Consider the following 20539-nt stretch of genomic DNA (forward strand, 5'->3'; position numbering starts at 1 on the left):
CCCCAGAGCAGTTTCACCTGAAATTCAGATGCGGCCCCTTGGCGTTGCGCCAAACGCAATTTAGGATCGTATCGTCCTTCCGCCAATGGAGCCCTCCATGCCGCATCATCACGATCATGAGCATTCCGAGTTATCGGATATCGAATTGCGTGTTCGCGCCCTGGAAACCCTTCTGACCGAAAAGGGGTACGTCGACCCACCCGCCCTCGACGCCCTGATCGAAACCTACGAAACCAGGGTTGGCCCGAAGAACGGGGCAAAGGTCGTGGCAAAGGCCTGGGCGGATCCGGCCTACCGGAACCGGCTGATGAAAGACGCAACGGCCGCGATCGCCGAGCTTGGTTTCGTCGGACGTCAGGGCGAACACATGGTGGCGGTTGAGAATACGGGCACGGCGCACAACATGGTCGTGTGCACCTTGTGCTCCTGCTACCCCTGGACCGTGCTCGGGCTGCCGCCGGTCTGGTACAAATCGGCGCCCTACCGCTCGCGTGCCGTGCGTGACCCGCGCGGCGTTTTGGCAGAATTCGGCGTGACGCTTCCAGAGGACATGGAAATCAAGGTGTGGGACTCGACCGCGGAAGTCCGCTACCTGGTGGTTCCTGAGCGGCCGGCGGGAACGGACGGCTGGTCCGAGGAAGATCTGGCCGAGCTTGTCACGCGCGACAGCATGATCGGGACGGGCCTGGCGCTCGATCCGGCAAAAAAGGAGAGCGCGGCGTGAATGGGGCACAGGATCTCGGTGGTCAGATGGGCTTCGGCCCGCTCGAGCTTGAAGACAACGAGCCGAACTTTCACGCCAAGTGGGAAGAACGCGCCTTTGCGCTCACCCTCGCAATGGGGGCCACTGGCACCTGGAACATCGACAGCTCCCGCTTCGCGCGCGAGTCCCTGCCTCCGCCGGTTTATCTGACGTCAAGTTACTACAAGATCTGGACGCTCGGGCTGGAGAAGCTGCTGGTCGACAACAGCCTGGTGAGCCCGGAAGAGCTGAACGCAGGAAAACCGCTTGAGCCCAGCCAGCCGCTCAAGCGTGTCCTGAAGGCTGAGAATGTTGCCGCGACCTTGCAAAAAGGCGGCCCGGCCGACCGTCCTGAAACACAACCGGCGCGGTACAAGTTGGGCGACAAGGTTCGGACAAGGCGCATAAACCCGGAACACCACACGCGCCTGCCGCGCTACGCACGCGATGCCGTCGGCACGGTTGAAGCGGTTCACGGTGTCCACGTCTTTCCGGACGCCAATGCGCGCGGTCTGGGCGAACAGCCGACCTGGCTTTACGGCATCGTCTTCAAGGGCACCGATATCTGGGGCGCGGACAGCGACCCGGCCCTGACCCTCCGCCTTGATCTGTGGGAGCCTTATCTTGACCTTGCATGATGCGCTCAAGTCGACGCCCCGGCTTCCGCTTGACGAGGATGGCGGCCCGGTTTTCGAAGCGCCCTGGCAGGCACGGGTCTTTGCAATGACAGTCCAGGCTCATGAGGCTGGCATGTTCGAATGGACGGAATGGGCCGAAACCCTCGGTGCGGAGCTTGCCAGGGACGGAAACGGCAGTGGCAAGATGTCCGGCTACTACGATCACTGGCTGAGCGCTTTTGAGAATATCCTCAAGTCAAAGGGCGTTGCGGATGCAGGACAGCTGGGCGAGTTGCGGCAGGCATGGGACGAGGCTGCAAAGGCGACCCCGCATGGTGAACCGATCGAGTTGAAAGGGTGACCAGACCGAGATGAAGCTCAAGGTGCCTCCTCCCCTGGTTCTGCTCGTTGCGGTTACGATGACATTCGCCGCCGCATCCTGGTTTCCGGGGCTGACCTTCAATTTCCCTGGCCAGTTCGTTCTGGCTGCCATCCTGTTTTTCCTGGGCCTGATACCGGATGTCCTTGCGCTTCTGACATTCGTCCGCAAGAAAACCACCGTGAACCCCATGACCCCGGAGAAGTCGACCACGCTGGTGACGGACGGAATTTACCGGATCAGCCGCAATCCGATGTATCTCGGACTGCTGTTTCTGCTCGTGGCCGCGTCGCTCTATTTCAGCAGTTTCCTGTCGATCCTGATCATTCCGGCCTTCATCTGGTATCTGACGGAATTCCAGATCAAGCCTGAAGAGGAAAGCCTGCTGCGCGTCTTTGGCGAGCGTTATGAAGCCTACATGAGGAAAGTTCGCCGCTGGGTGTGAGGTGAAGGTCAAGTCCCCAGATAGAGACCACCACGCTCCCTGAACGCATCGGCGGCAAAGCGCAGGAAGGCGCGGATTCTTGCAACGTTCTTCAGATCGGGATGGGTCAGGACCCAGATATCCAGGTAGCGCGAAGGGGCCATACCCGGAAGCCTGACAAGATCCGGGTCCGGATCGCCGAGGAAACACGGCAGCCTTCCAATGCCCATACCCGCCTTCACCGCCGCAAGCAGCGCGATCATGTCGTCGGCGACGATACTTATGAAGGCAGACGGGTAGCGGGCCCTGATTTCCCTGGGGACGCCCTGCCCCCACCACTTGAAAGTAACACAGGGCAATGAAGCGCCACCGTGCTTCGTTTCCATGACCTGCCGGTATTTGCGCGCGAATGATCGGGACATGTAGTAACAGCGGTTCTGCCCTGTCGCGAGACGGCCGAAAAGCGTTTCACCCGGATTGTCGGTCACCCGTACCGCAATGTCCGCTTCTCGGCGGTGCAGGCTGAGCTTCTCGTTGGCCGCGATCATCTGAAGCTCGATACGCGGGTGCCGCTCCGCGAATTGCTGCATGATTTCCGCAAGCTGCACCTGAAACAAGAGCTGTGCTGCCGTCACGCGGAGCGGACCTTCGAGCTCCGTGTCCTGCGCGGTGATGCGCGTATCGAGGGCGAGCACCTCGGCTTCCACCCGTGTCGCCGCCACAACTGCCTCCTCCCCGGCCGCCGTCGGGACAAAGCCCTCCGGGAGACGTTCGAAAAGCCGGGTCGCCATGCGGTCCTCAAGGGCAGACAAACGCCGTGACACGGTGGAATGTGTGACGCCAAGACCCTTTGCCGCCTTGGTGACGTTACCCGCGTTGGCGATGGCCAGTACGAATTTCAAGTCGTCCCAATTGTCCATGAGATGCCGACCATCCTTAAACCTGCCTGTTTAAACACTCTTTTCGGGTCGGTGCATTTTTGCACAGCCCTGTTTGAAAATTGATGAATTTTTCGCGAGCACGGTTCGAGTTAACGTTCCGCCATCCTGAAACCGGAGAGTTCAAATGACCGTACAAGCCCTTGCCATGATCACGGTGACCGACAAGGAAACACTGGGCGCTTATCGGGAAAAAGCCGCCGACGCCCTTGCAAAGCACGGTGGCAGCGTGGTTGCCGCAGACCCGGACGTGACCGTTCTCGAAGCTGCCGGCGACACCCCGAACATCGCTGCGCTGCTCTCGTTCCCGAGTGTTGAAGCCGCGAAGGCCTGGCGCGAAGATCCGGCCCTTGCCGAAATTCACGCCCTTCGCAACAAGGGAGGAAAGTCGACGATCGTGGTATTGCCGGGATGATGGTTTGAAGACGCCGCCAATTTCCTGATCCCGGATCGGCGTTCCGCGCTGCTTCAGTTGTCCGGAATGGCATTGATTTGTCACCCCTGCCCAATATCCCGCAGACGTCATCCCCGGCTTGACCGGGAACCCAATCCACTTTGACAAAAATGGAGAGGCTGGCGCTGGAAAATGAAGGTGGCATGAGCCTAAAGCAAGGCAGTCTCTGGATGCGAGTGGATCCCGGCTCTCCACTGTGCTGCGTCCGGAATGACAGGTGGCAAATGAGGCGGGCGGACCCGACCTGAGATCAAACCACCGGCTTCACCAGGCGCATGCGCCAGGTGACGCCTTTCTTGTCGGACACGAGGCGGTAGTCGTCCAGGACCTCCCACTTTGCCGCGTCGTCGGTCGCCGCCCAGAGGCTGTTGATCAGCCTGTTGGCGCCTGACTCTGGCCGTTTCGGGGAGTACATGGACAGCGCGATGACGCCGTCTTTTTTCAGAAAAGGTACGTATCGGCTGACAACGGCGGCCGGATCGTCGGCGAAGTGCAGAACTTCGTTGAAGACGATGGCGGAAAACGTTTCTCCCGACTGCGGTTCGAAGGAATGCATGTCGCCGGCGCGCAATGATGCAATCGAAGGATCGACATTGGCGATCTCGAGCGATGCCGGGGAGAGGTCCATGCCAACGTAGCGCCTGATGCCCATCGGCTGGAGGCGTTCGTAAAGGAGACCCTCACCGCAGCCGATATCAAGGACTTCGTCCATGGATCCGGTCAGGGACAGCCACATGCCGATGATGCCGTACCGGCCGCTTTCGGGGAGCGAGCGCAGAAAGGCCCAGCGCCCGACTTCATATTCCTCGTCCCAGCCCTCGGCGGTGGTGGCGTTTTTCGACATGATGCGTTCCTGATGGCAAAGGCGGGCCGGAAAGGCCCGCCGGAGAATTTCAATTTCAAGGCATCACTTATAGGGATCCGCCGCGTCGCGCAAACCATCGCCAAGGAAATTGAACGCAAGCACCACGATAATGATAGGGATAACCGGCGCCATCAGCCAGGGGTAGACGGTGACCACCGAGATGTTCTGCGCCTCGTTCAGGAGAACACCCCAGGAGATCGCCGGCCGGCGAAGTCCGAGGTTCAGGAAGGAGAGCGCCGTTTCCCCGAGGATCATGGCCGGAATCGACAAGGTCGCAGAGGCAATGATGTGACTGGTGAAACCGGGCAGCAGGTGCCGCGTGATCACGCGTTTCGGCTTGGCGCCCATGAGCACCGCTGCCTTCGCGTATTCCTCCTCGCGCAGTGACAACAGTTTCGAACGCACCGCGCGCGCAAGGCCGGGCCAGTCAAGCAGCCCGAGAATGATGGTCAGCCCGAAATAGATCCAGATAGGGCTCCAGGTGACGGGGAGCGCCGCCGAAAGGGCCATCCAGAGCGGGAGTTCGGGGAGCGAACGTATGATCTCGATCATGCGCTGGATCATGCTGTCCAGAATGCCGCCGAAATAACCCGCGATGCCGCCAAAGAAGAGGCCGAGTACGATGGAAATCGTAACACCGACCAGACCGACGGTGAGCGACAGGCGGGCACCGTAAACGAGACCGGAAAACTGGTCGCGTCCGAGACGGTCGGTGCCGATCAGGAACAGCGTGCCGCCTTCCGCAGGGCAGAACAGGTGGAAATCCGCGTCAAAGAGCCCCCAGAACTCGTATGATGCGCCACGACAGAAAAAGCGGATGCGCTGAACATCCTCGGTGTTCTCGGTGAACACCCATTGCAGCGTCTCCATGTCGATCTCGGAAGTCATTCCGTAGACGAACGGGCCGACGAACGAGCCCTCATGGAACATGTGCACCGACTGGGGCGGGGCAAAAAGGTGCTGGCTATCACGCGAATTCGGACCGTAAGGCGCAATCACCTCGGCGAATGGCACGCACAGGTAAAACAGTATCAGGACGACGCCGGACCAGACGGCAATCTTGTGGCGTTTGAATTTCCACCACATGATCTGCCACTGGGACGCCTGAAAGAAGCGCTCCTGCTCCTCCGTCATTTCCTCCGTGACGGCAGGATTGAACGGGGTCGGGTCGACGTAATGCTCAACGTTGCGGGTCGGTGTGCCGTCTCTTGCATCCATGCTCACGATGATGCCCTCCCGCCCAGTCGAATGCGCGGATCAAGCACCGCGAGCAGAAGGTCGGAAATGAGCATCCCGATCAGGGTCAGGACTGCCACGAACAGAAGGATGAAGCCGGACAGGAACTGGTCCTGCGACTGCAGCGCCGACAGCAGGATCGGTCCGACGGTCGGCAGGCTCATGACGACGGACACGATGACCGAACCGGAAACCATGGAGGGGATCAGGTTGCCGATGTCGGCGATGAACGGGTTGATCGCCATGCGCAGCGGGTACTTGATGAGCAACTGGTTTTCCCTGAGCCCCTTTGCGCGGCCCGTCGTGACATATTGCTTGTGCAACTCGTCCAACAGGTTTGCCCGCAAGCGCCTGATCATGGCGGCGGTGCCGGAGGTCCCGATCACGATGGTTGGCACGATCAGGTGGGCAAGCACCGACATGGCCTTGTCGAAACTCCAGGGCTGGTCGATGTATTCGGGCGCCATCAGGCCCCCGACCGACAGACCGAACCACTGATTGAACAGGTAGAGCAGGATCAGCGCGAGCAGGAAGTTCGGCGTGGCCAGGCCGATATAGCCCAGAAACGTGAAACCATAGTCGCCCCACGAATATTGCCGCGTCGCAGAATAGATGCCTATCGGAAACGAAACCACGTAGACGAACAGTATGGTCGCGAAATTGAGCACGATCGTCAGCGGCAACGTCGGTCCGACGACCTGCTCAACCGGTTTGTCGAACTCGAAAGACCACCCCCAGTTGCCCTGGATGAGACCGTCAAACCCATGCGGTCCGGGCCACAGACCGACCCAGATGAGGTAGCGTTCGAAAAAGGGCCTGTCGAGCGAGAACTCCTTACGCAGGAATTCCAGCTTGGCGACCGAGGATTGCTCGCCGGAAGATTTCAACGCAGCGATCTGGTTGGAGATGTAGTCACCGGCAGGAAGTTCAATGATGAGAAACGTCAGAAAACTGATCACCAACAGGGTGGGGACCATCATGAAAACCCGACGAATAATGTAATAGAGCACCTATACTCCCCTCACCCCGACGCAATCGAACCGGAAACTCCGGTTCACGTTTCCCGCAAGCTCACCACGTCTTCCCGCATTCTGGCAAGTCAACAAGTCCGGATAAACGCCCGCGCGGCAAACCGATTCCAACCTGACAACACAGTATTCGGTTTGCCGCACGTTTCTTGCAGACCACATCAAGCGGTCCTATTCGCTCAAATAGAACTCATCCATCCGGTGAATGCCGAAATGAGCGCCCGGGTCCCAGCCATAGATCCCCTCCAGCGGAACATTCTTGACACCCTTGATGACGACCGGCTGACGGACACCCGAAACAAGGCCGATATGGATGGTCTCCTCGGCGTGGATCTGAAGTATCTCGTCCCAGATCTTGGTGCGCTCTTCCGGCGTCTTTGACACAAGCCAGGACCGGTAGAGTTCCATCAACCGCTCGGCCGGCGGCCAATCGGGTTTTTCTCCGCCCTCGCCCCGGGTTTCGTAATAGTCGCCCCAGGAGTGCCAGGACAATTCATCACCACGGACGGGAACATAATCGGACGGCGGCATTTCCGAGGTTGGAATGCCGTTTTCGAAGCCCCACCAGACAGACATCAGGAGGTCGCCCGCAATGGCGCGCTCGCGCATGTTGTCGCGTTGGCTTGGCTTTGCAAAAAGCTTGACACCGATCTCGCCCCACATCTCGCTGACCAGTTCGAGGGCATCTTCCTGAACCTGTGCCTCGCCGGCGGTTTCGACGATGATCTCGAGCGGACGGCCATCGGGCAAGAGCCTGATTCCGTCATCGTTCCGTTCTGTCAGGCCGATCTCGTCCAGAAGCGCATTGGCCTTTTTCGGATCATAGTCCGCCCACTTGCTCGTGAGCTCGGGTTTGTAAAGCGGGCTGGCCGCGAGGACGGTGTCATTGCCTGGTGTGCCCAGACCGAAAAACAGAACACGATTGAGCAGCACCCGGTCAATTCCGAGCGACAAGGCATGGCGGAACCGCGAATCGCGCACGAGATCGCGCCAGACCGGATCCTTGACCGTCAGGTTTGGCTTAATGGCGATTTCCGATCCCTTGCTGTTGGACCAGAGTGCTGTCTTGTAGTCGTTCTGCTTTTCACCCTTCTTCAGGACCGTGATGTCCGAAAAACTCAGGTTCCGCGCCTGCAGATTGCTTTCGCCGGCCTGCGCTTTTGCCGGGATCAGCTTGCCGTCGGCCACCGTCATGATGACTTCGTCAATATAGGGAAGCTGCTGACCGGTGCTGTCGACGCGGTGGTAGTAGGGGTTTCGTTCCAGGATGAAGCGCAGATCGCTGTCGTCGCGCTTGCGGACCCAGGGCTGCAATGTCGGAAGGTCCACATTGCGCGCATTGTACATGTCGTCTTTCTTGTTGTGCAGCGGCGCCCAGCTGCGCGCTTTCACCTTCTCCGCTTCCTTTGTGATGAAGTCCGCGTCGCCGTATTTTTCGTGGAACTGCCGCAGGTAGTGGGACGGCCGGTAAATGAACGGCGGGCGGGACTTTGCCAGTTCCGGCAGGAACAGCGGATTGGGCTCGTCCCAGGTGAAGCGGACGGTCGTATCGTCGAGTACCTCGAATTTCGGACCTTTTCCGTTTACCAGCAGAAACGGCGGCAGGCCCGACGGGGTCAGGTTTTCGTTACTGACGATGTCCTCGAAATAATAACGGATATCCTCGGCGTCGAAGGGATCGCCATCGGACCATTTGTGACCTTCGCGCGTATGCAGCGTGAAGATCCTGCCGTCTTCCGCGTCGACAGCCGCAAGAATGTCCGGAACCAGTTCGAGCTTGTCGTTGTAGCCGACCAGGCGCGCATATCCCCAGACGTTGATCAGGCGCACGTCCTTGGCGCGGCCGATCAGCGTATCGAGAGATCCGCCGTGCTTGCCGACTTCACGTCCCTTGGCTTTCATGTCGACAATGAGCGGTTCGGAAGGAAGGCGCTCGGCGATCGGTGGAAGCGAAGCGTCAAGACCAGGCGTCTCCTTCAGTTCCAGCGCCGCCACCGGCGTTGCGGCCAGGGCTGCACCTAACAGCAGCCCCGCCCCTTTCAGATTTACAAATTTCATGCTGCAGTCCCCTCAAGTGCCCCGGGATTCTTTAGTCCGGGTGCGCAAACAAAATGATCTGGCTCCATTTCCACCAGCGACGGCACTGTACCGTCGGAAATCCGGAACGGGTCCGGCCATAGATGCGGCTCGCTCGCCCTGTTGGCGTCAAGCGCAGCGAAATCCAACGGTGCCGACAGGTCGGGCTCAGGCACCGCCGACAACAGTGCCTTCGTATAAGGATGAAGCGGGTTGCCGACGACAGTGCGCGTTTCACCCAACTCCACAAGACGGCCACGGCACATGACCGCAATGCGATCGGCAACGTAGTCGACGACGGCCAGGTTATGGCTGACGAAAAGGTAAGTCAGGTTGAGATCCCGCTTCAGATCCTGGAGCAGGTTCAGGATCTGCGCCTGAACCGAGACGTCCAGCGCCGAGGTCGGTTCGTCGCACAAGATGAACTCCGGGTTGAGCGCAAGTGCGCGCGCGATGCCGATGCGCTGGCGTTGGCCTCCCGAGAAGGAATGCGGATAACGGCGCAGGAATCTCGGATCGAGGCCGACCAGGCTCATCAGGTTGCGCACGCGCTCTGCGCGTTCCTGCTGAGTCCCGATCCCGTGCACTTCAAACGGCTCAAGCAGCGTGTCGTTGATGGTCATGCGCGGGTTGAGCGAGGAAAACGGATCCTGGAAGATGAGCTGCACCCGGCGGCGGTAGTCCATCAAGTCCGCGCCCTTGAGTTTGGCGACGTCTTCCAGTCCCTTGCCGCGATTGTAGAGGACCTCTCCCCCCTCGATACTGAGCGCCCGCAAGATGGCTTTCGCGGCGGTGGTCTTGCCGGAGCCGGACTCGCCGACAAGGCCAAGGCATTCACCGCGACGGATCGTCAGGCTGATATTGTCCAGGGCGGTCATCGTCTTCGTCTTGGAACTCAGAAGAGACCCTTTTCGCAATGAAAACTTCTTGGTGACGTTGCGCATTTCGACCAGCGGCTCGCCCGGTTCCACATCGCAATGAGGCCTGTTGCTGGTGAGGTCTTCCGATTTCAACTCGATCGGACGTATGGGGACAAGGCGCTCCTCCTTGTCCATGTGGAAACTGGGAACCGCGTTCAAGAGCGCTTTCAGATAGTCATGTCGCGGATTTGAAAAGAGCTGCTTTGCCGTTCCCTTTTCCATGATCCGGCCGTGGTAGATGACGGCGATTTCGTCGGCCATGTTCGCAACGACCCCGAAATCGTGCGTGATCATCAGGACGGACATGCGCAGTTCGGACTGCACCTCGCGGATGAGTTTCAGGATTTCGGCCTGGATGGTGACATCCAGTGCCGTGGTTGGTTCGTCGGCAATCAACAGCGCCGGATGACAGATCATCGCCATGGCGATCATCGCGCGCTGGCGAAGCCCGCCGGACAATTCGAAGGGATAGGTATCGAGGGCACGCTCCGGGTCGGGGAACTGGACCAGCCGCAGCATTTCAGAGGTCAGTTCGCGCGCCTCCGCGCCCGAGACATTTCTGTGCAGCAGCGCGGCTTCGCCGATCTGATCCCCGATCGTGTGCAGCGGCGACAGGGATGTCATCGGCTCCTGGAAAATGATTGCGACACGGTTGCCGCGCAGATGCCTCAGTTCCGGGCCCTTGCGCTCAAGCCCTGCAATATCGACCGGCGGTTCGGTCCCGGTCGGGTCGGCAAGGATCACCTTGCCTGACGAGATCGAGGCCGCCTGGGGAAGCAATCCCATGATCGTCTGGGAAATTACCGTCTTGCCGGAGCCGGATTCACCGACAAGAGCGACCGTTCGGTTCTCGGGAACGACAAAGGAAACGTCGTCAACAGCCCGAACACGGCCTTCCGCCGTATTAAAGTCAACCGTCAGTCCCTCGATCGAGAGAACATTCACCGCGCGTTTCCTCCCCGGCAAGGATTGTCTGCGAGAGCCTTAATAAGCCTTTTTTGCATTAGAAAGACAACCAAATTCGCCGTTGATTAGCAATGCAGAAATGCAGCGAATTGCGCTGCGATATTCATCACTTTGATCAGAATCCTGTCTTTTTTTCAGAATCTTGCGCGCAAGTGCTGAAAGAAAAGGTGATTTGATGCCGTTATTCGGCTGCTGAAACGGGAAGCTTCTCCTCGTCCGACGTATCCGCAGCTGCTTCCGGATAGGGTTCGATCCAGTAAACCTCCATCAACCCGCTGCGTCCGCGCAGGTGGTGCGCACCAACGGGACGCTTGTTGCGTTCGTGCGGCAGCCTGGAGACGGTATCTGCACTGGCCAGTATCGTCAGCTCCGGTTCGCCGTCGACTTCCTTGCCGAGCGTCTGAAGCCGTTCCGCTGCGTTCACCGTGTCACCCACGACCGTGTAGTTCCAACGGTCGAGCGCTCCAACATTTCCCACGACTGCCGGCCCTGTGTGGATGCCGATTCTGGTATTGATCACCGGGTGCCCTTCCGATCGGGATCGCCTGTTGGACTCCTTCAGCGCAACGGCGATACGACGCGCGGTCCTCACGGCCGCTTCGGCGTGGTCGGGTCTTTCGTCAGGCGCTCCCCAGAAGGCGAGCATGCCGTCACCGAGGAACTTGTCGACCGTTCCGCCTTCCGATTCAACAGCTTCCACCAGAATGGCGAAGTGATCATTCAGGAGACGGGCCGTTTCTTCCGCGCTCAAGTGCTCGGACAGGGCCGTAAAGCCGACAATATCGGTAAAGAGGATTGTCAATTCAGCTTCCCGCGCCTGTGCCGCGTCACCGCCACCCAGCCGCATCAGCTTGATGAAGAGCGACCGGGGCACGTAGGTGTTCATGGCCTTCAATCCCTCGACCATGGAATTGAAGGCGAGCGCGACCTGATCGATTTCCGCGACCCTGCTGCGCGGCATCGGTTCGACCTCGTTGAGCGACAGGCTGCCTACCCTTTCAGACTGGACCGCAAGATTGCGCAGCGGTCGTGCAACCCTTCGGCCGAGCCAGAAAGCGATCAGCACCGAAATCACCAGGGCACCGAAGCCGACGAACATGGACCCGGCCAGCCTGCGAACCTCCCGGGACACAGTTGCGCTCTGATAATACTGGCCGATTGTCCAGGGCTGGTCGCTGAACCCGTCCAGCGATGCCTTCATCATGATGTATTCGTCTTCGTTCGCCTCGACGAACGACACGTCGATGCCGAGTTCCGCAGCCTTCTGAAACTCGTCTATCGGCTGCTCGCTTGCCATCGCGGCAAGCACGGGATCGCCGATCTTCTGCCAGGCTTCGGGCAGCTTGTTCTCGATCGCGCCGCCGGTCTGCAGGCGGTCGGCATCCGAATGCATGATGACGCGGCCGGATCCGTCAAGGATGAACACCGTGTTGTCCTGGCCTTCATCCTGTGCCCTGACGATGTGCGACAGATCTTCCATGGAGCTCGCCGCTGTCAGCGTTCCGATAAACGTACCGTCTCTCACCAGCGGCACGGACACATTCGCAAACAGACCGACCTCGTGTTCAACGAGCGCGCCCCAGGTCGGCGGGCTGTCCGGTTGAAGCGCCGGCAAACTGCTCGGCGTCATTCCCGGTGGTGGAACGTCGGTCTCGATGCGCCACAGCTTTCCCGTTGGCGCACGGTAGATGCCGAGGCGTTTTCCGTCGGGCGCCGTGACCGCAAGCGTCGTCACGTCGCTGTTCGACTTCAGCGCGATCGACAGATCTTCCAGCGTGCGCTCGGGGTCGTCGACGCGCAGAGTGCCGTCGTCAAAATAGGGCTTGAGGCCGACAACAGCGTTCTCGACGGACGTGAAGTGCGTTCGCAATTGCGATTCGAGCGCATCCGTACTCAGGATCGTCTTGTCGTTGAGAAGGGAAAAGGTGTTGCTGAAGTTGGCGCTGACCGACAGACCGAGAACCAGCCCGATGGCCAGGGCGACAAACGCTCCGAAGCCCATGCCGACAATTGATGTCAGCGGTAGCTTCATCCGTCGATCCTGGCGCTTGCCCTTGGCCATCCGGCGCAAATCCTCCTGTTGCTTTCAGTAGCTTACCTGCCAGACTATTTGCGTCAAATTAAGGCTAAGACAGAATCGGACTGCCGGTTCCGCCGTCGCGGCGCTACCCGGATTGGCCCGCGAACTGCCGCAGCGCCAGTTCCTGAAGCAACAGAATTGTCTTTGCATCGCTTATGGCACCGTTGCGGATCATCGACAGCGCCTCCTTCAGCGGGATGTGCAGCACCTCGATATCCTCGCCTTCGTTTTCTTCGCCGCCGCCTTCCGAGACCTTGTCATTGAGATGATAGGTGCCCTTGTAAAAGGAAAGATACTCGGTCACCGACCCCGGGCTCATGTGCACGTCGAAGAGATGTTCGAGCTCGGACACCTCGTATCCGGTCTCCTCGACAAGTTCGGACCGCATGCGCTCTTCGGGGTTTGCCCCTTCCAGCAGCCCTGCGGGTGTTTCGATCAGGAACGGGTCCTTGCCATTCAGCAACACGGGTAGCCGGAACTGACGGGTCAGGAGAACGCAGTCGGTATCGGGATTGTGGAGCAGACACGTCACACCGTTGCCACGGTCATAGGCCTCGCGGATCTGTTCCTGCCAGGATCCGTCGCTGCGCCGGCAGTCGAACCTGTAGCGGGTCAGCTTGCCCCAGTTGTCAGACAGGAGCGTTTGATCGATGAATTTCAGATAGTCGGTATCGTTCGGCAAGGATACGTCCTCGAATTGACGCGTTCATGTTCTGGGCGTGTCGTGAGATCCAAGCCCAAGCTCATTCAAGATTTCCAGCGTGTGTTCGCCCAACGACGGCGCTGCGCGATCCAGCACGAGATTGCCGTTCGTGAACGCGATCGGCGTGCGCACGGACGACACGCTGCCGCCGGCAACGCCATCTGCGGGCAGATCGACCTTCAAGTTCCGATGCTCGACCTGACGGTCGTTGAAAACATCTGCGACGGAATTGATCGGTCCGGCAGGCACACCCTCCAGTTCCAGCGCGGCAAGCAAATCGTCCCTGGCACGTGCGGACGTCTCCGCACTGATCAGGGGCACGAGTTCGGACCTGGCGGCAACACGGGCGGCATTGGTTGCGAATTTCGGTTCCCCGGCGAGCGCCGGCAATCCCAGAACGCCGCACAGCCTCTTGAATTGGCCGTCATTGCCGACAGCGATGATCAGGTGACCGTCCTTCGCCGGAAACACCTGATAGGGCACAATGTTCGGATGTGCATTCCCTAGGCGCTTGGGGGCATTTCCGGAGATGAAATAGTTGAGCGCCTGGTTGGCCAGAACGGCGACCTGGGCATCGAGCAGCGCCATATCGACCCATTCGCCTTCGCCCGTCCGGTCGCGTCTGCGCAGAGCCGCGAGAATTCCGATCACGCCGTAAAGCCCGGTGAATATGTCAGCGAACGCGACACCGATTTTCTGCGGTGCGCCTTCCGGCTCACCAGTCAGATCCATGATCCCGCCCATTCCCTGGATCATGAAGTCATACCCGGCCCGATGCGCGTAAGGGCCGTCCTGACCAAACCCCGTGATGGAACAATAGATCAGCTTCGGGTTGATCTGTTTCAGGCTGTCATAATCGAGCCCGTATTTCACAAGGCCGCCGACCTTGAAGTTTTCGATGAGGATGTCGGCACCGGCCACAAGCCGCCGCACGGTTTCCTGGCCGTCCCGCGTCCGGAAGTCGGCCACGATCGAACGTTTGCCGCGATTGCAGGCGTGGAAATAGGCTGCGTCGCGCTCGGCGCCGTCACTGTCCCTGACAAAGGGGGGACCCCATCCCCGCGTGTCGTCACCTTGCGGGCTCTCCACCTTGACCACATCCGCACCGAGATCGGCGAGCGTTTGTCCTGTCCAAGGACCTGCCAGAATTCTGGCAAGTTCGACAACTTTGATGCCTTCCAGGGGCGCTGACATACTTTCAAATCCCGTGGTTGTGAGCGGGTCTCAGGCTTCCGCGGTCTTGCGGTAGATGTGGTAACGCCCCGGATGAATACCGTCCGGTTTTTCCAGGATTTCAAAATTCGGCAGATTGAGCCGGAGCGCCGTCAGAATAAAGCCGCCAACCGCCATGCGCTGATCGATCAGCGGTTCCAGCCAATTGACGATGGCCAAATCATTGGTTGGATCAGCCGATCCGATATCGATATGCGCAAAGGACGCCTTGGCGCCGACGCGCGGTCCGCAGAAAGCGAGCGTGTCGCGGATGTCGCCCAGAATCATGTGATCGGCGTCGGGCGCACAGCTTGGGTGACAGTCCATCGCGAAATCAAACACGAAGATTTCCTTGTCCGGATAGATCTCGCGCAGATGATCATACGTGCGGCCATTCCCGAGCCCCAGTTCGAGGACCGGTCCCTCGACCGCATTCACCTTGTCGACGAGGTGTTCCAGCAAGATTTTCTGCGATGTCATGCGGCGAATAAAGCTGTCGAGACGACTCATAAAACGTATCCCTGTGACTCATGTGGCCCCTCACATAGTCAAACGGAAGCCGGAGGTCAAAAGCCTCGCCCGCAGAGCGGGCACAAACGCTGTCCAAGCCGCCCTGAAACAGCACTTTGCCATAATCTACGATCATGGTAACGCGTTAGCCAGAGGGCCGGTGACAACTCCGGCCCCGGGAACAAACCAAAGAAAACAAGCTCAGGAGACCTGAATGCGTTCCGAAACGGCGCCGGCAATACGGCTGGAAGATTATCAGCAACCGGCCTATCGCATCGACACGGTACACCTGACCATTCGTCTCCAACCGAACGAGACGGAGGTCGTCTGTGCTACCTCCGTTGCAAGCCGGGACGGAACTGACGCCGGGGCTCCACTCATTCTCGATGGCGACGAACTGACGCTTGTCGGCATCGCGCTCAACGGCAAAGCGCTGGATGAAGGCGCTTATTCCGTCACCCCGGAAAGACTTGAAATACACACACCGCCTGCGGAACCGTTTGAGCTTGTAATCACGACACGCATCAATCCGGATGCGAACACGAAACTGATGGGGCTTTACAGATCATCCGGCACCTATTGCACGCAATGCGAAGCCGAGGGTTTCCGGAGGATCACCTACTTCCTGGACCGCCCCGATGTACTTGCCGTCTACACGACCCGCATAGAAGCCTCCAGCAAGGATTGTCCGATCCTGCTCGCGAACGGCAACCCCGTCGACGCCGGCAGAATTGAAAATTCCGACCGGCACTTCAGCGTGTGGCACGACCCCCACCCGAAACCGGCTTATCTGTTTGCGCTCGTCGCAGGTGACCTTGCCCGTGTTGCCGATGGCTACCAGACGATGTCAGGCAAACAGGTCGACCTGAATATCTTTGTTGAACATGGCAATGAAGCGATGTGCGGCTGGGCGATGGACTCGCTAAAGCGCTCCATGAAATGGGACGAAGAGACTTTCGGCCTGGAGTATGATCTGGAAGTTTTCAACATCGTCGCCGTGTCGGATTTCAACATGGGCGCGATGGAAAACAAGGGTCTGAACATCTTCAACGACAAATATGTTCTGGCAGACCCGGAAACAGCAACAGACCAGGACTACGCCAATATCGAGGCGGTGATCGCCCATGAATACTTTCACAACTGGACCGGCAACAGGATAACCTGCCGGGACTGGTTCCAGCTCTGCCTCAAGGAAGGGCTGACGGTTTTCCGGGACCAGGAATTCACCTCGGACATGCGCTCCCGCCCGGTCAAGCGGATCACGGATGTGAGGCTCCTGAAATCGCATCAGTTCCCGGAGGATGCGGGCCCGCTGGCGCACCCGGTCCGGCCTCGCGCGTATCACGAAATCAACAACTTCTATACGGCGACCGTCTACGAGAAGGGTGCCGAGGTCGTCCGGATGCTGAAAACGGTTCTTGGTGCGGCGGATTTCAAGAAGGGACTGGATCTCTACTTTGAACGGCATGATGGAAACGCCACGACGATCGAGGCATTTCTGACCTGTTTCGAGGACGCCACGGGAACGGACCTCGCCCAATTCGCGCTCTGGTATGAGCAAGCGGGAACGCCTGTCGTGTCCGTCAAGACCAGGCATGATCCAGGGAACCGGACCTTCACCGTCGATCTCGCGCAAGAGATCCCGCCAGTTCCAGGTCAGAAAAACAGCAAACCTGCGCTTATTCCGCTGCGGTTCGGTCTGGTCGCCGCCAACGGTGAGGACATGGAAACCGGTGCGGCGGACGGCATCGAAATTGCTAACGACACCATGCTTCTGGAGAAAGCGCGGCAGAAAGTGGTTTTTTCCGACGTGCCGTCAAAGCCGGTGCTGTCCCTGCTGCGCGGCTTTTCGGCACCAGTGAGGCTCGACCAGCACCAAAGCGAAGACGAGTTGGAGCTGCTGGCAGCTTCTGACCGCGACCCCTTCAATCGCTGGCAGGCTGTCCAGACGCTGGCAATGCAGGAACTCCTGCGACTGACGCAACTGGCCCGCAGCGAAAAACCACTCACCCCCTCACAAAGCGTGCTCGACCTGTTCGGGACGGTACTGCAGGATGCCGAGCTTGATCCTGCTCTCAAGGCGCTTGCACTGACGTTGCCGAGCGAAGCCGACATCGCACAGGAGATTGGAAAGGATGTCGATCCGGACGCCATTCACCAGGCACGCCAGCGCCTGCGTGCGGAGTTTGCGCTCACGCATCGCTCTGCGCTGCTCAAGGCTCTGACCGATCACATGCCGACCGGCACATACTCGCCCGATGCGCAAACGGCCGGTAAACGCGCCCTGTCCAACCGTGCCTTGCACTATTTCGCGGTATCGGATGCTGAAGAGACAGCGCAACGCGTCTGGGAGCGCTTCAGCAATGCCGACAACATGACGGACCGTATCTCCTGTCTGACACTTCTTGTTCACGACGGCATGCCGAAAAGAAACGAGGCGCTGAAAGCCTATCGGCTGCGGCACGAAAACAGCTCCCTTGCCATGGACAAATGGTTCATGGTCCAGGCAACCGCTCCGGGCTCCGACACACTCAAGCTTGTCAGGTCACTCAAGTCCGACGCTCTCTTCGATGAAACCAATCCCAACAGGGTGCGGGCGCTGCTGCAGTCATTTGCAACGGGCAATCCAACACAGTTCGCAAGGGTCGACGGCACAGGTTTTGAATTCATCGTCGAGTCGGTTCTGGAGATAGACAAACGCAATCCGCAGGTCGCTTCGCGCCTGTTGACCAGCTTCCGTTCGTGGAGGGCGCTGGAGTCCAAACGTTGTGCGCTGGCGGAGTCTGCACTGTTGAAGATTTCGTCATGCGAAGAACTGTCGAGAGATAGTCGCGATATCATCGACCGGACACTGCAATAGTGCGCAATACTGGAAAAGGTTAACAAAAACGCCCGGATTCAATCCAGGCGTTAACCATTTTCTTCTTGGAAGGGACTGGACAAAAACCTCATATTTGATTCAAATGGAAGTGATTCGGAGTGACCTCCGACGCGGCGGTTTTTGAGGCACACTATCCATGGCGCGAGCACTGACTGGCGACGCTTCCACGCGTGGTCACGAAAAGGATTCGAACGCTGAGAAGAGTTCAGGCAACACACGCCCGCAACTCAGTTCAGCCCTGGCGGCCTTGCGCAATGTCATCGTTACTTCCGACACCATCATTCGCCGCATCATTCCCGGCCTCGCAATCGTTTTCATTCTCGTTCTCGCGCTGTTTCGCGCCGGAGAGCTTGTCACAAGCCACACGGAGACCGAGAAGTCCGCCCAGACGACGCTCAGCCTGATGGCGTCTGTTGTCGCAACCAGATTGAATGCCGTTGAAGACAGTCTTCCGGCAAACGGGTTCCGGACCACACTCAAACGCGCGCTCGCAGACAGCCTGCCTGCAGGCGCCATCGGCAAGTCCCGCGTGTTCCTTGTCGCCAACAAACAGGGCACAATTTCCGCAACGGCCCCGGCGCTCCCTGCCCTTGAGGGCAAACCGATCACGGCCTTGCTGAGCCCATCCCAGCCGCTCACCGTTTTCGGCGCCCGTGCCGGTGTCTTGACGGTTCCGGTCAGCCTGGGAAGCGACGGCGAAAACGAGAACTTCCTGGCAACGGTTCACCATCTCGACGGCAGTCTGGGCATGATCGCAGTGCTGCAGCCGGAAAGTGCCGTCTTTGCCAGCTGGAGGGACGATCTTTCAGCGAACGTCACACTGTTTGTCGGAACGTCGCTCGTCCTGCTTGCAGTCATATACGGATTCTTCAGCCAGGCGACACGCGCCGAAACTGCCGACGAGATGTATGCGGCCACGCGCGGACGGATTGACACCGCGCTCACCCACGGCCGTTGCGGACTGTTCGACTGGGACCTGTCGCGAGGACGGATGTTCTGGTCGTCATCGCTTTATGAGCTTCTCGGGCGGGAACCCAAGGACGATATCCTGAGCTTTGCCGATGTCGCGGACATCACGCATCCGGAAGATATCGACCTGCTCGGGCTCGCTGAACACCTGCTTGAGACCGGCGAAACGCTGGTGGACGAAACGTTCCGGATGCGGCACGCCGACGGCAGCTGGATCTGGTTGCGTGCACGCGGCGAAATCCAGTCCGAGCCAGGACGCGCTGAACCTCACCTGATCGGCATCTGCATCGATATTACCGAACAGCACCGCCTCGCCGAACAGAGCCGCATGGCGGATCTGCGTCTTCGCGACGCGATCGAGACCATCTCCGAAGCCTTCGTGTTGTGGAATGCGAAAAACGAACTGGTCATCTGCAATTCCAACTACCAGTCACTGCACAGCCTGCCAAGCTACGTGATCAAGGCCGGCACACCCTACGGGGACGTGATGGCTGCGGCCTCGAACGCGGAAGTTGCTCCGCAGCCGGTCACGGTGAACCAGCGCGGCGGCGCGCCTGAAGGATCTTACGAGGCTCAGCTCGAAGACGGCCGCTGGCTGCAGATTTCGGAACGCCGGACCAAGGACGGCGGGTTCGTCTCCGTCGGGACGGACATCACGGCGCTGAAGAAACACGAAGAAAAGCTGATGGAGTCGGAGAAGCGCTTGAAGGCCACTGTTTCCGACCTTCAGAAGTCCCGGCAGACGCTCGAGTTCCAGGCACGCCAGCTCGTCGAGATGGCCGACAAGTATCAGGAAGAAAAAACCCGCGCCGAGGCGGCAAACCAGGCAAAATCAGAGTTCCTTGCGAATATCTCGCACGAACTCAGGACCCCACTGAATGCGATCATCGGGTTCTCCGACATCATGACGCAGGAGATGTTCGGACCGATCGGAACGGAGCGCTATTCCGACTACTGCAAGGACATCTATTCCTCCGGGACCTATCTTCTTAACGTGATCAACGACATTCTCGACATGTCAAAGATCGAAGCCGGGCGGATGTCGATCGATACCGAAATTGTCTGCGCTTCTGCTGCCGCCGAAGACGCGAGCCGGATCGTGACTGGTGCCGCCACCGAAAAGAACATTTCGGTCAGTACGGATGTCGGCGAAGACCTAATGGTTCATGCGGACAAGAGAGCCCTGAAACAGATCCTGCTGAACCTTCTGGCGAACGCCGTCAAGTTCACGTCGGACAGCGGCGTGGTGACACTCAAGGCTGAACCGCGCGGCGACAAGCTCAGGTTCGAGGTTAAGGATACCGGGATCGGCATTTCGGAGCGTGATATCGAACGGCTTGCGCAGCCCTTTGTTCAGGTCGAGAACCAGTTCACCAAAACGCACCAGGGGTCCGGTCTTGGGCTCGCCATCGCCCGTTCACTGGTCGAGCTGCATGGTGGAAAACTGACAATTCATTCCGAGGTGAAAAAAGGAACAACGGTCAGTTTCACGCTGCCGCTTGCCGAAGACGAACGCCCCGAAGCCGCATCCTGAGACCG

Annotated in this window: 17 protein-coding genes; 7 read left to right on the forward strand and 10 right to left on the reverse strand. The window is 59.1% G+C overall.

What is annotated here, in order from left to right:
• Positions 1–97 precede the first annotated feature (97 nt).
• The 4 genes from nthA to RDA78_RS26020 are packed head-to-tail and all read left to right on the forward strand — an operon-like array spanning position 98 to position 2183.
• The gene (gene nthA, locus RDA78_RS26005) at positions 98–724 is read left to right on the forward strand and encodes a nitrile hydratase subunit alpha (protein WP_434052652.1); all 627 of its coding nucleotides are present in this window, start codon (positions 98–100) and stop codon (positions 722–724) included.
• Positions 721–1380, forward strand: coding sequence for a nitrile hydratase subunit beta (gene nthB, locus RDA78_RS26010; protein WP_434052653.1), 660 nt, complete (start codon positions 721–723; stop codon positions 1378–1380). Before nthA ends, nthB begins: the two co-directional genes overlap by 4 nt.
• Entirely contained in the window at positions 1367–1720 is a 354-nt protein-coding gene (locus tag RDA78_RS26015) for a nitrile hydratase accessory protein (RefSeq protein ID WP_434052654.1), read from the forward strand. The genes nthB and RDA78_RS26015 overlap by 14 nt, the downstream gene beginning before the upstream one ends.
• A gap of 10 nt (positions 1721–1730) precedes the next feature.
• Positions 1731–2183 (forward strand): methyltransferase family protein, encoded by a 453-nt coding sequence (locus tag RDA78_RS26020; protein ID WP_434052655.1) that lies wholly within the window; start codon positions 1731–1733, stop codon positions 2181–2183.
• Positions 2184–2191: 8 nt separating this feature from the next.
• Here RDA78_RS26020 and RDA78_RS26025 read toward each other — a convergent pair whose 3' ends face one another.
• The gene (locus RDA78_RS26025) at positions 2192–3082 is read right to left on the reverse strand and encodes a LysR family transcriptional regulator (RefSeq protein WP_434052656.1); all 891 of its coding nucleotides are present in this window, start codon (positions 3080–3082) and stop codon (positions 2192–2194) included.
• Between the two features lie 145 nt (positions 3083–3227).
• Here RDA78_RS26025 and RDA78_RS26030 point away from each other — a divergent pair, with 145 nt between their 5' ends.
• Complete coding sequence (locus RDA78_RS26030) at positions 3228–3515, forward strand: DUF1330 domain-containing protein (protein WP_434052657.1); 288 nt, start codon at positions 3228–3230, stop codon at positions 3513–3515.
• A gap of 289 nt (positions 3516–3804) precedes the next feature.
• Here RDA78_RS26030 and RDA78_RS26035 read toward each other — a convergent pair whose 3' ends face one another.
• From RDA78_RS26035 to RDA78_RS26075, 9 genes are all read right to left on the reverse strand, one after another.
• On the reverse strand, positions 3805–4398 hold the full coding sequence (locus RDA78_RS26035; protein WP_434052658.1) for a class I SAM-dependent methyltransferase: 594 nt from the start codon (positions 4396–4398) through the stop codon (positions 3805–3807).
• Between the two features lie 63 nt (positions 4399–4461).
• On the reverse strand, positions 4462–5637 hold the full coding sequence (locus tag RDA78_RS26040) for an ABC transporter permease (RefSeq protein WP_434056214.1): 1176 nt from the start codon (positions 5635–5637) through the stop codon (positions 4462–4464).
• Between the two features lie 2 nt (positions 5638–5639).
• Complete coding sequence (locus RDA78_RS26045) at positions 5640–6665, reverse strand: ABC transporter permease (RefSeq protein ID WP_434052659.1); 1026 nt, start codon at positions 6663–6665, stop codon at positions 5640–5642.
• 189 nt (positions 6666–6854) lie between these two features.
• A complete protein-coding gene (locus RDA78_RS26050) occupies positions 6855–8741 on the reverse strand; it encodes an ABC transporter substrate-binding protein (RefSeq protein WP_434052660.1) in 1887 nt (628 codons plus the stop codon).
• A complete protein-coding gene (locus RDA78_RS26055; protein WP_434052661.1) occupies positions 8738–10624 on the reverse strand; it encodes an ABC transporter ATP-binding protein in 1887 nt (628 codons plus the stop codon). The genes RDA78_RS26050 and RDA78_RS26055 overlap by 4 nt, the downstream gene beginning before the upstream one ends.
• Before the next feature lie 202 nt (positions 10625–10826).
• A complete protein-coding gene (locus RDA78_RS26060) occupies positions 10827–12677 on the reverse strand; it encodes an adenylate/guanylate cyclase domain-containing protein (RefSeq protein WP_434052662.1) in 1851 nt (616 codons plus the stop codon).
• Positions 12678–12810: 133 nt separating this feature from the next.
• The gene (locus tag RDA78_RS26065; protein ID WP_434052663.1) at positions 12811–13407 is read right to left on the reverse strand and encodes an NUDIX domain-containing protein; all 597 of its coding nucleotides are present in this window, start codon (positions 13405–13407) and stop codon (positions 12811–12813) included.
• 24 nt (positions 13408–13431) lie between these two features.
• A complete protein-coding gene (locus RDA78_RS26070) occupies positions 13432–14622 on the reverse strand; it encodes a CaiB/BaiF CoA transferase family protein (RefSeq protein WP_434052664.1) in 1191 nt (396 codons plus the stop codon).
• Positions 14623–14652: 30 nt separating this feature from the next.
• A complete protein-coding gene (locus tag RDA78_RS26075; protein ID WP_434052665.1) occupies positions 14653–15150 on the reverse strand; it encodes a class I SAM-dependent methyltransferase in 498 nt (165 codons plus the stop codon).
• Positions 15151–15364: 214 nt separating this feature from the next.
• On the opposite strand from RDA78_RS26075, the gene pepN reads away from it, so the two are divergent.
• Together pepN and RDA78_RS26085 are read left to right on the forward strand one after the other, a co-directional pair.
• On the forward strand, positions 15365–18010 hold the full coding sequence (pepN, locus tag RDA78_RS26080; protein ID WP_434052666.1) for an aminopeptidase N: 2646 nt from the start codon (positions 15365–15367) through the stop codon (positions 18008–18010).
• 157 nt (positions 18011–18167) lie between these two features.
• Positions 18168–20534 (forward strand): PAS domain-containing sensor histidine kinase, encoded by a 2367-nt coding sequence (locus RDA78_RS26085; protein WP_434052667.1) that lies wholly within the window; start codon positions 18168–18170, stop codon positions 20532–20534.
• The last annotated feature ends 5 nt before the right edge of the window (positions 20535–20539 follow it).

Source organism: Roseibium sp., from assembly GCF_051016195.1.
GTDB lineage: Bacteria > Pseudomonadota > Alphaproteobacteria > Rhizobiales > Stappiaceae > Roseibium.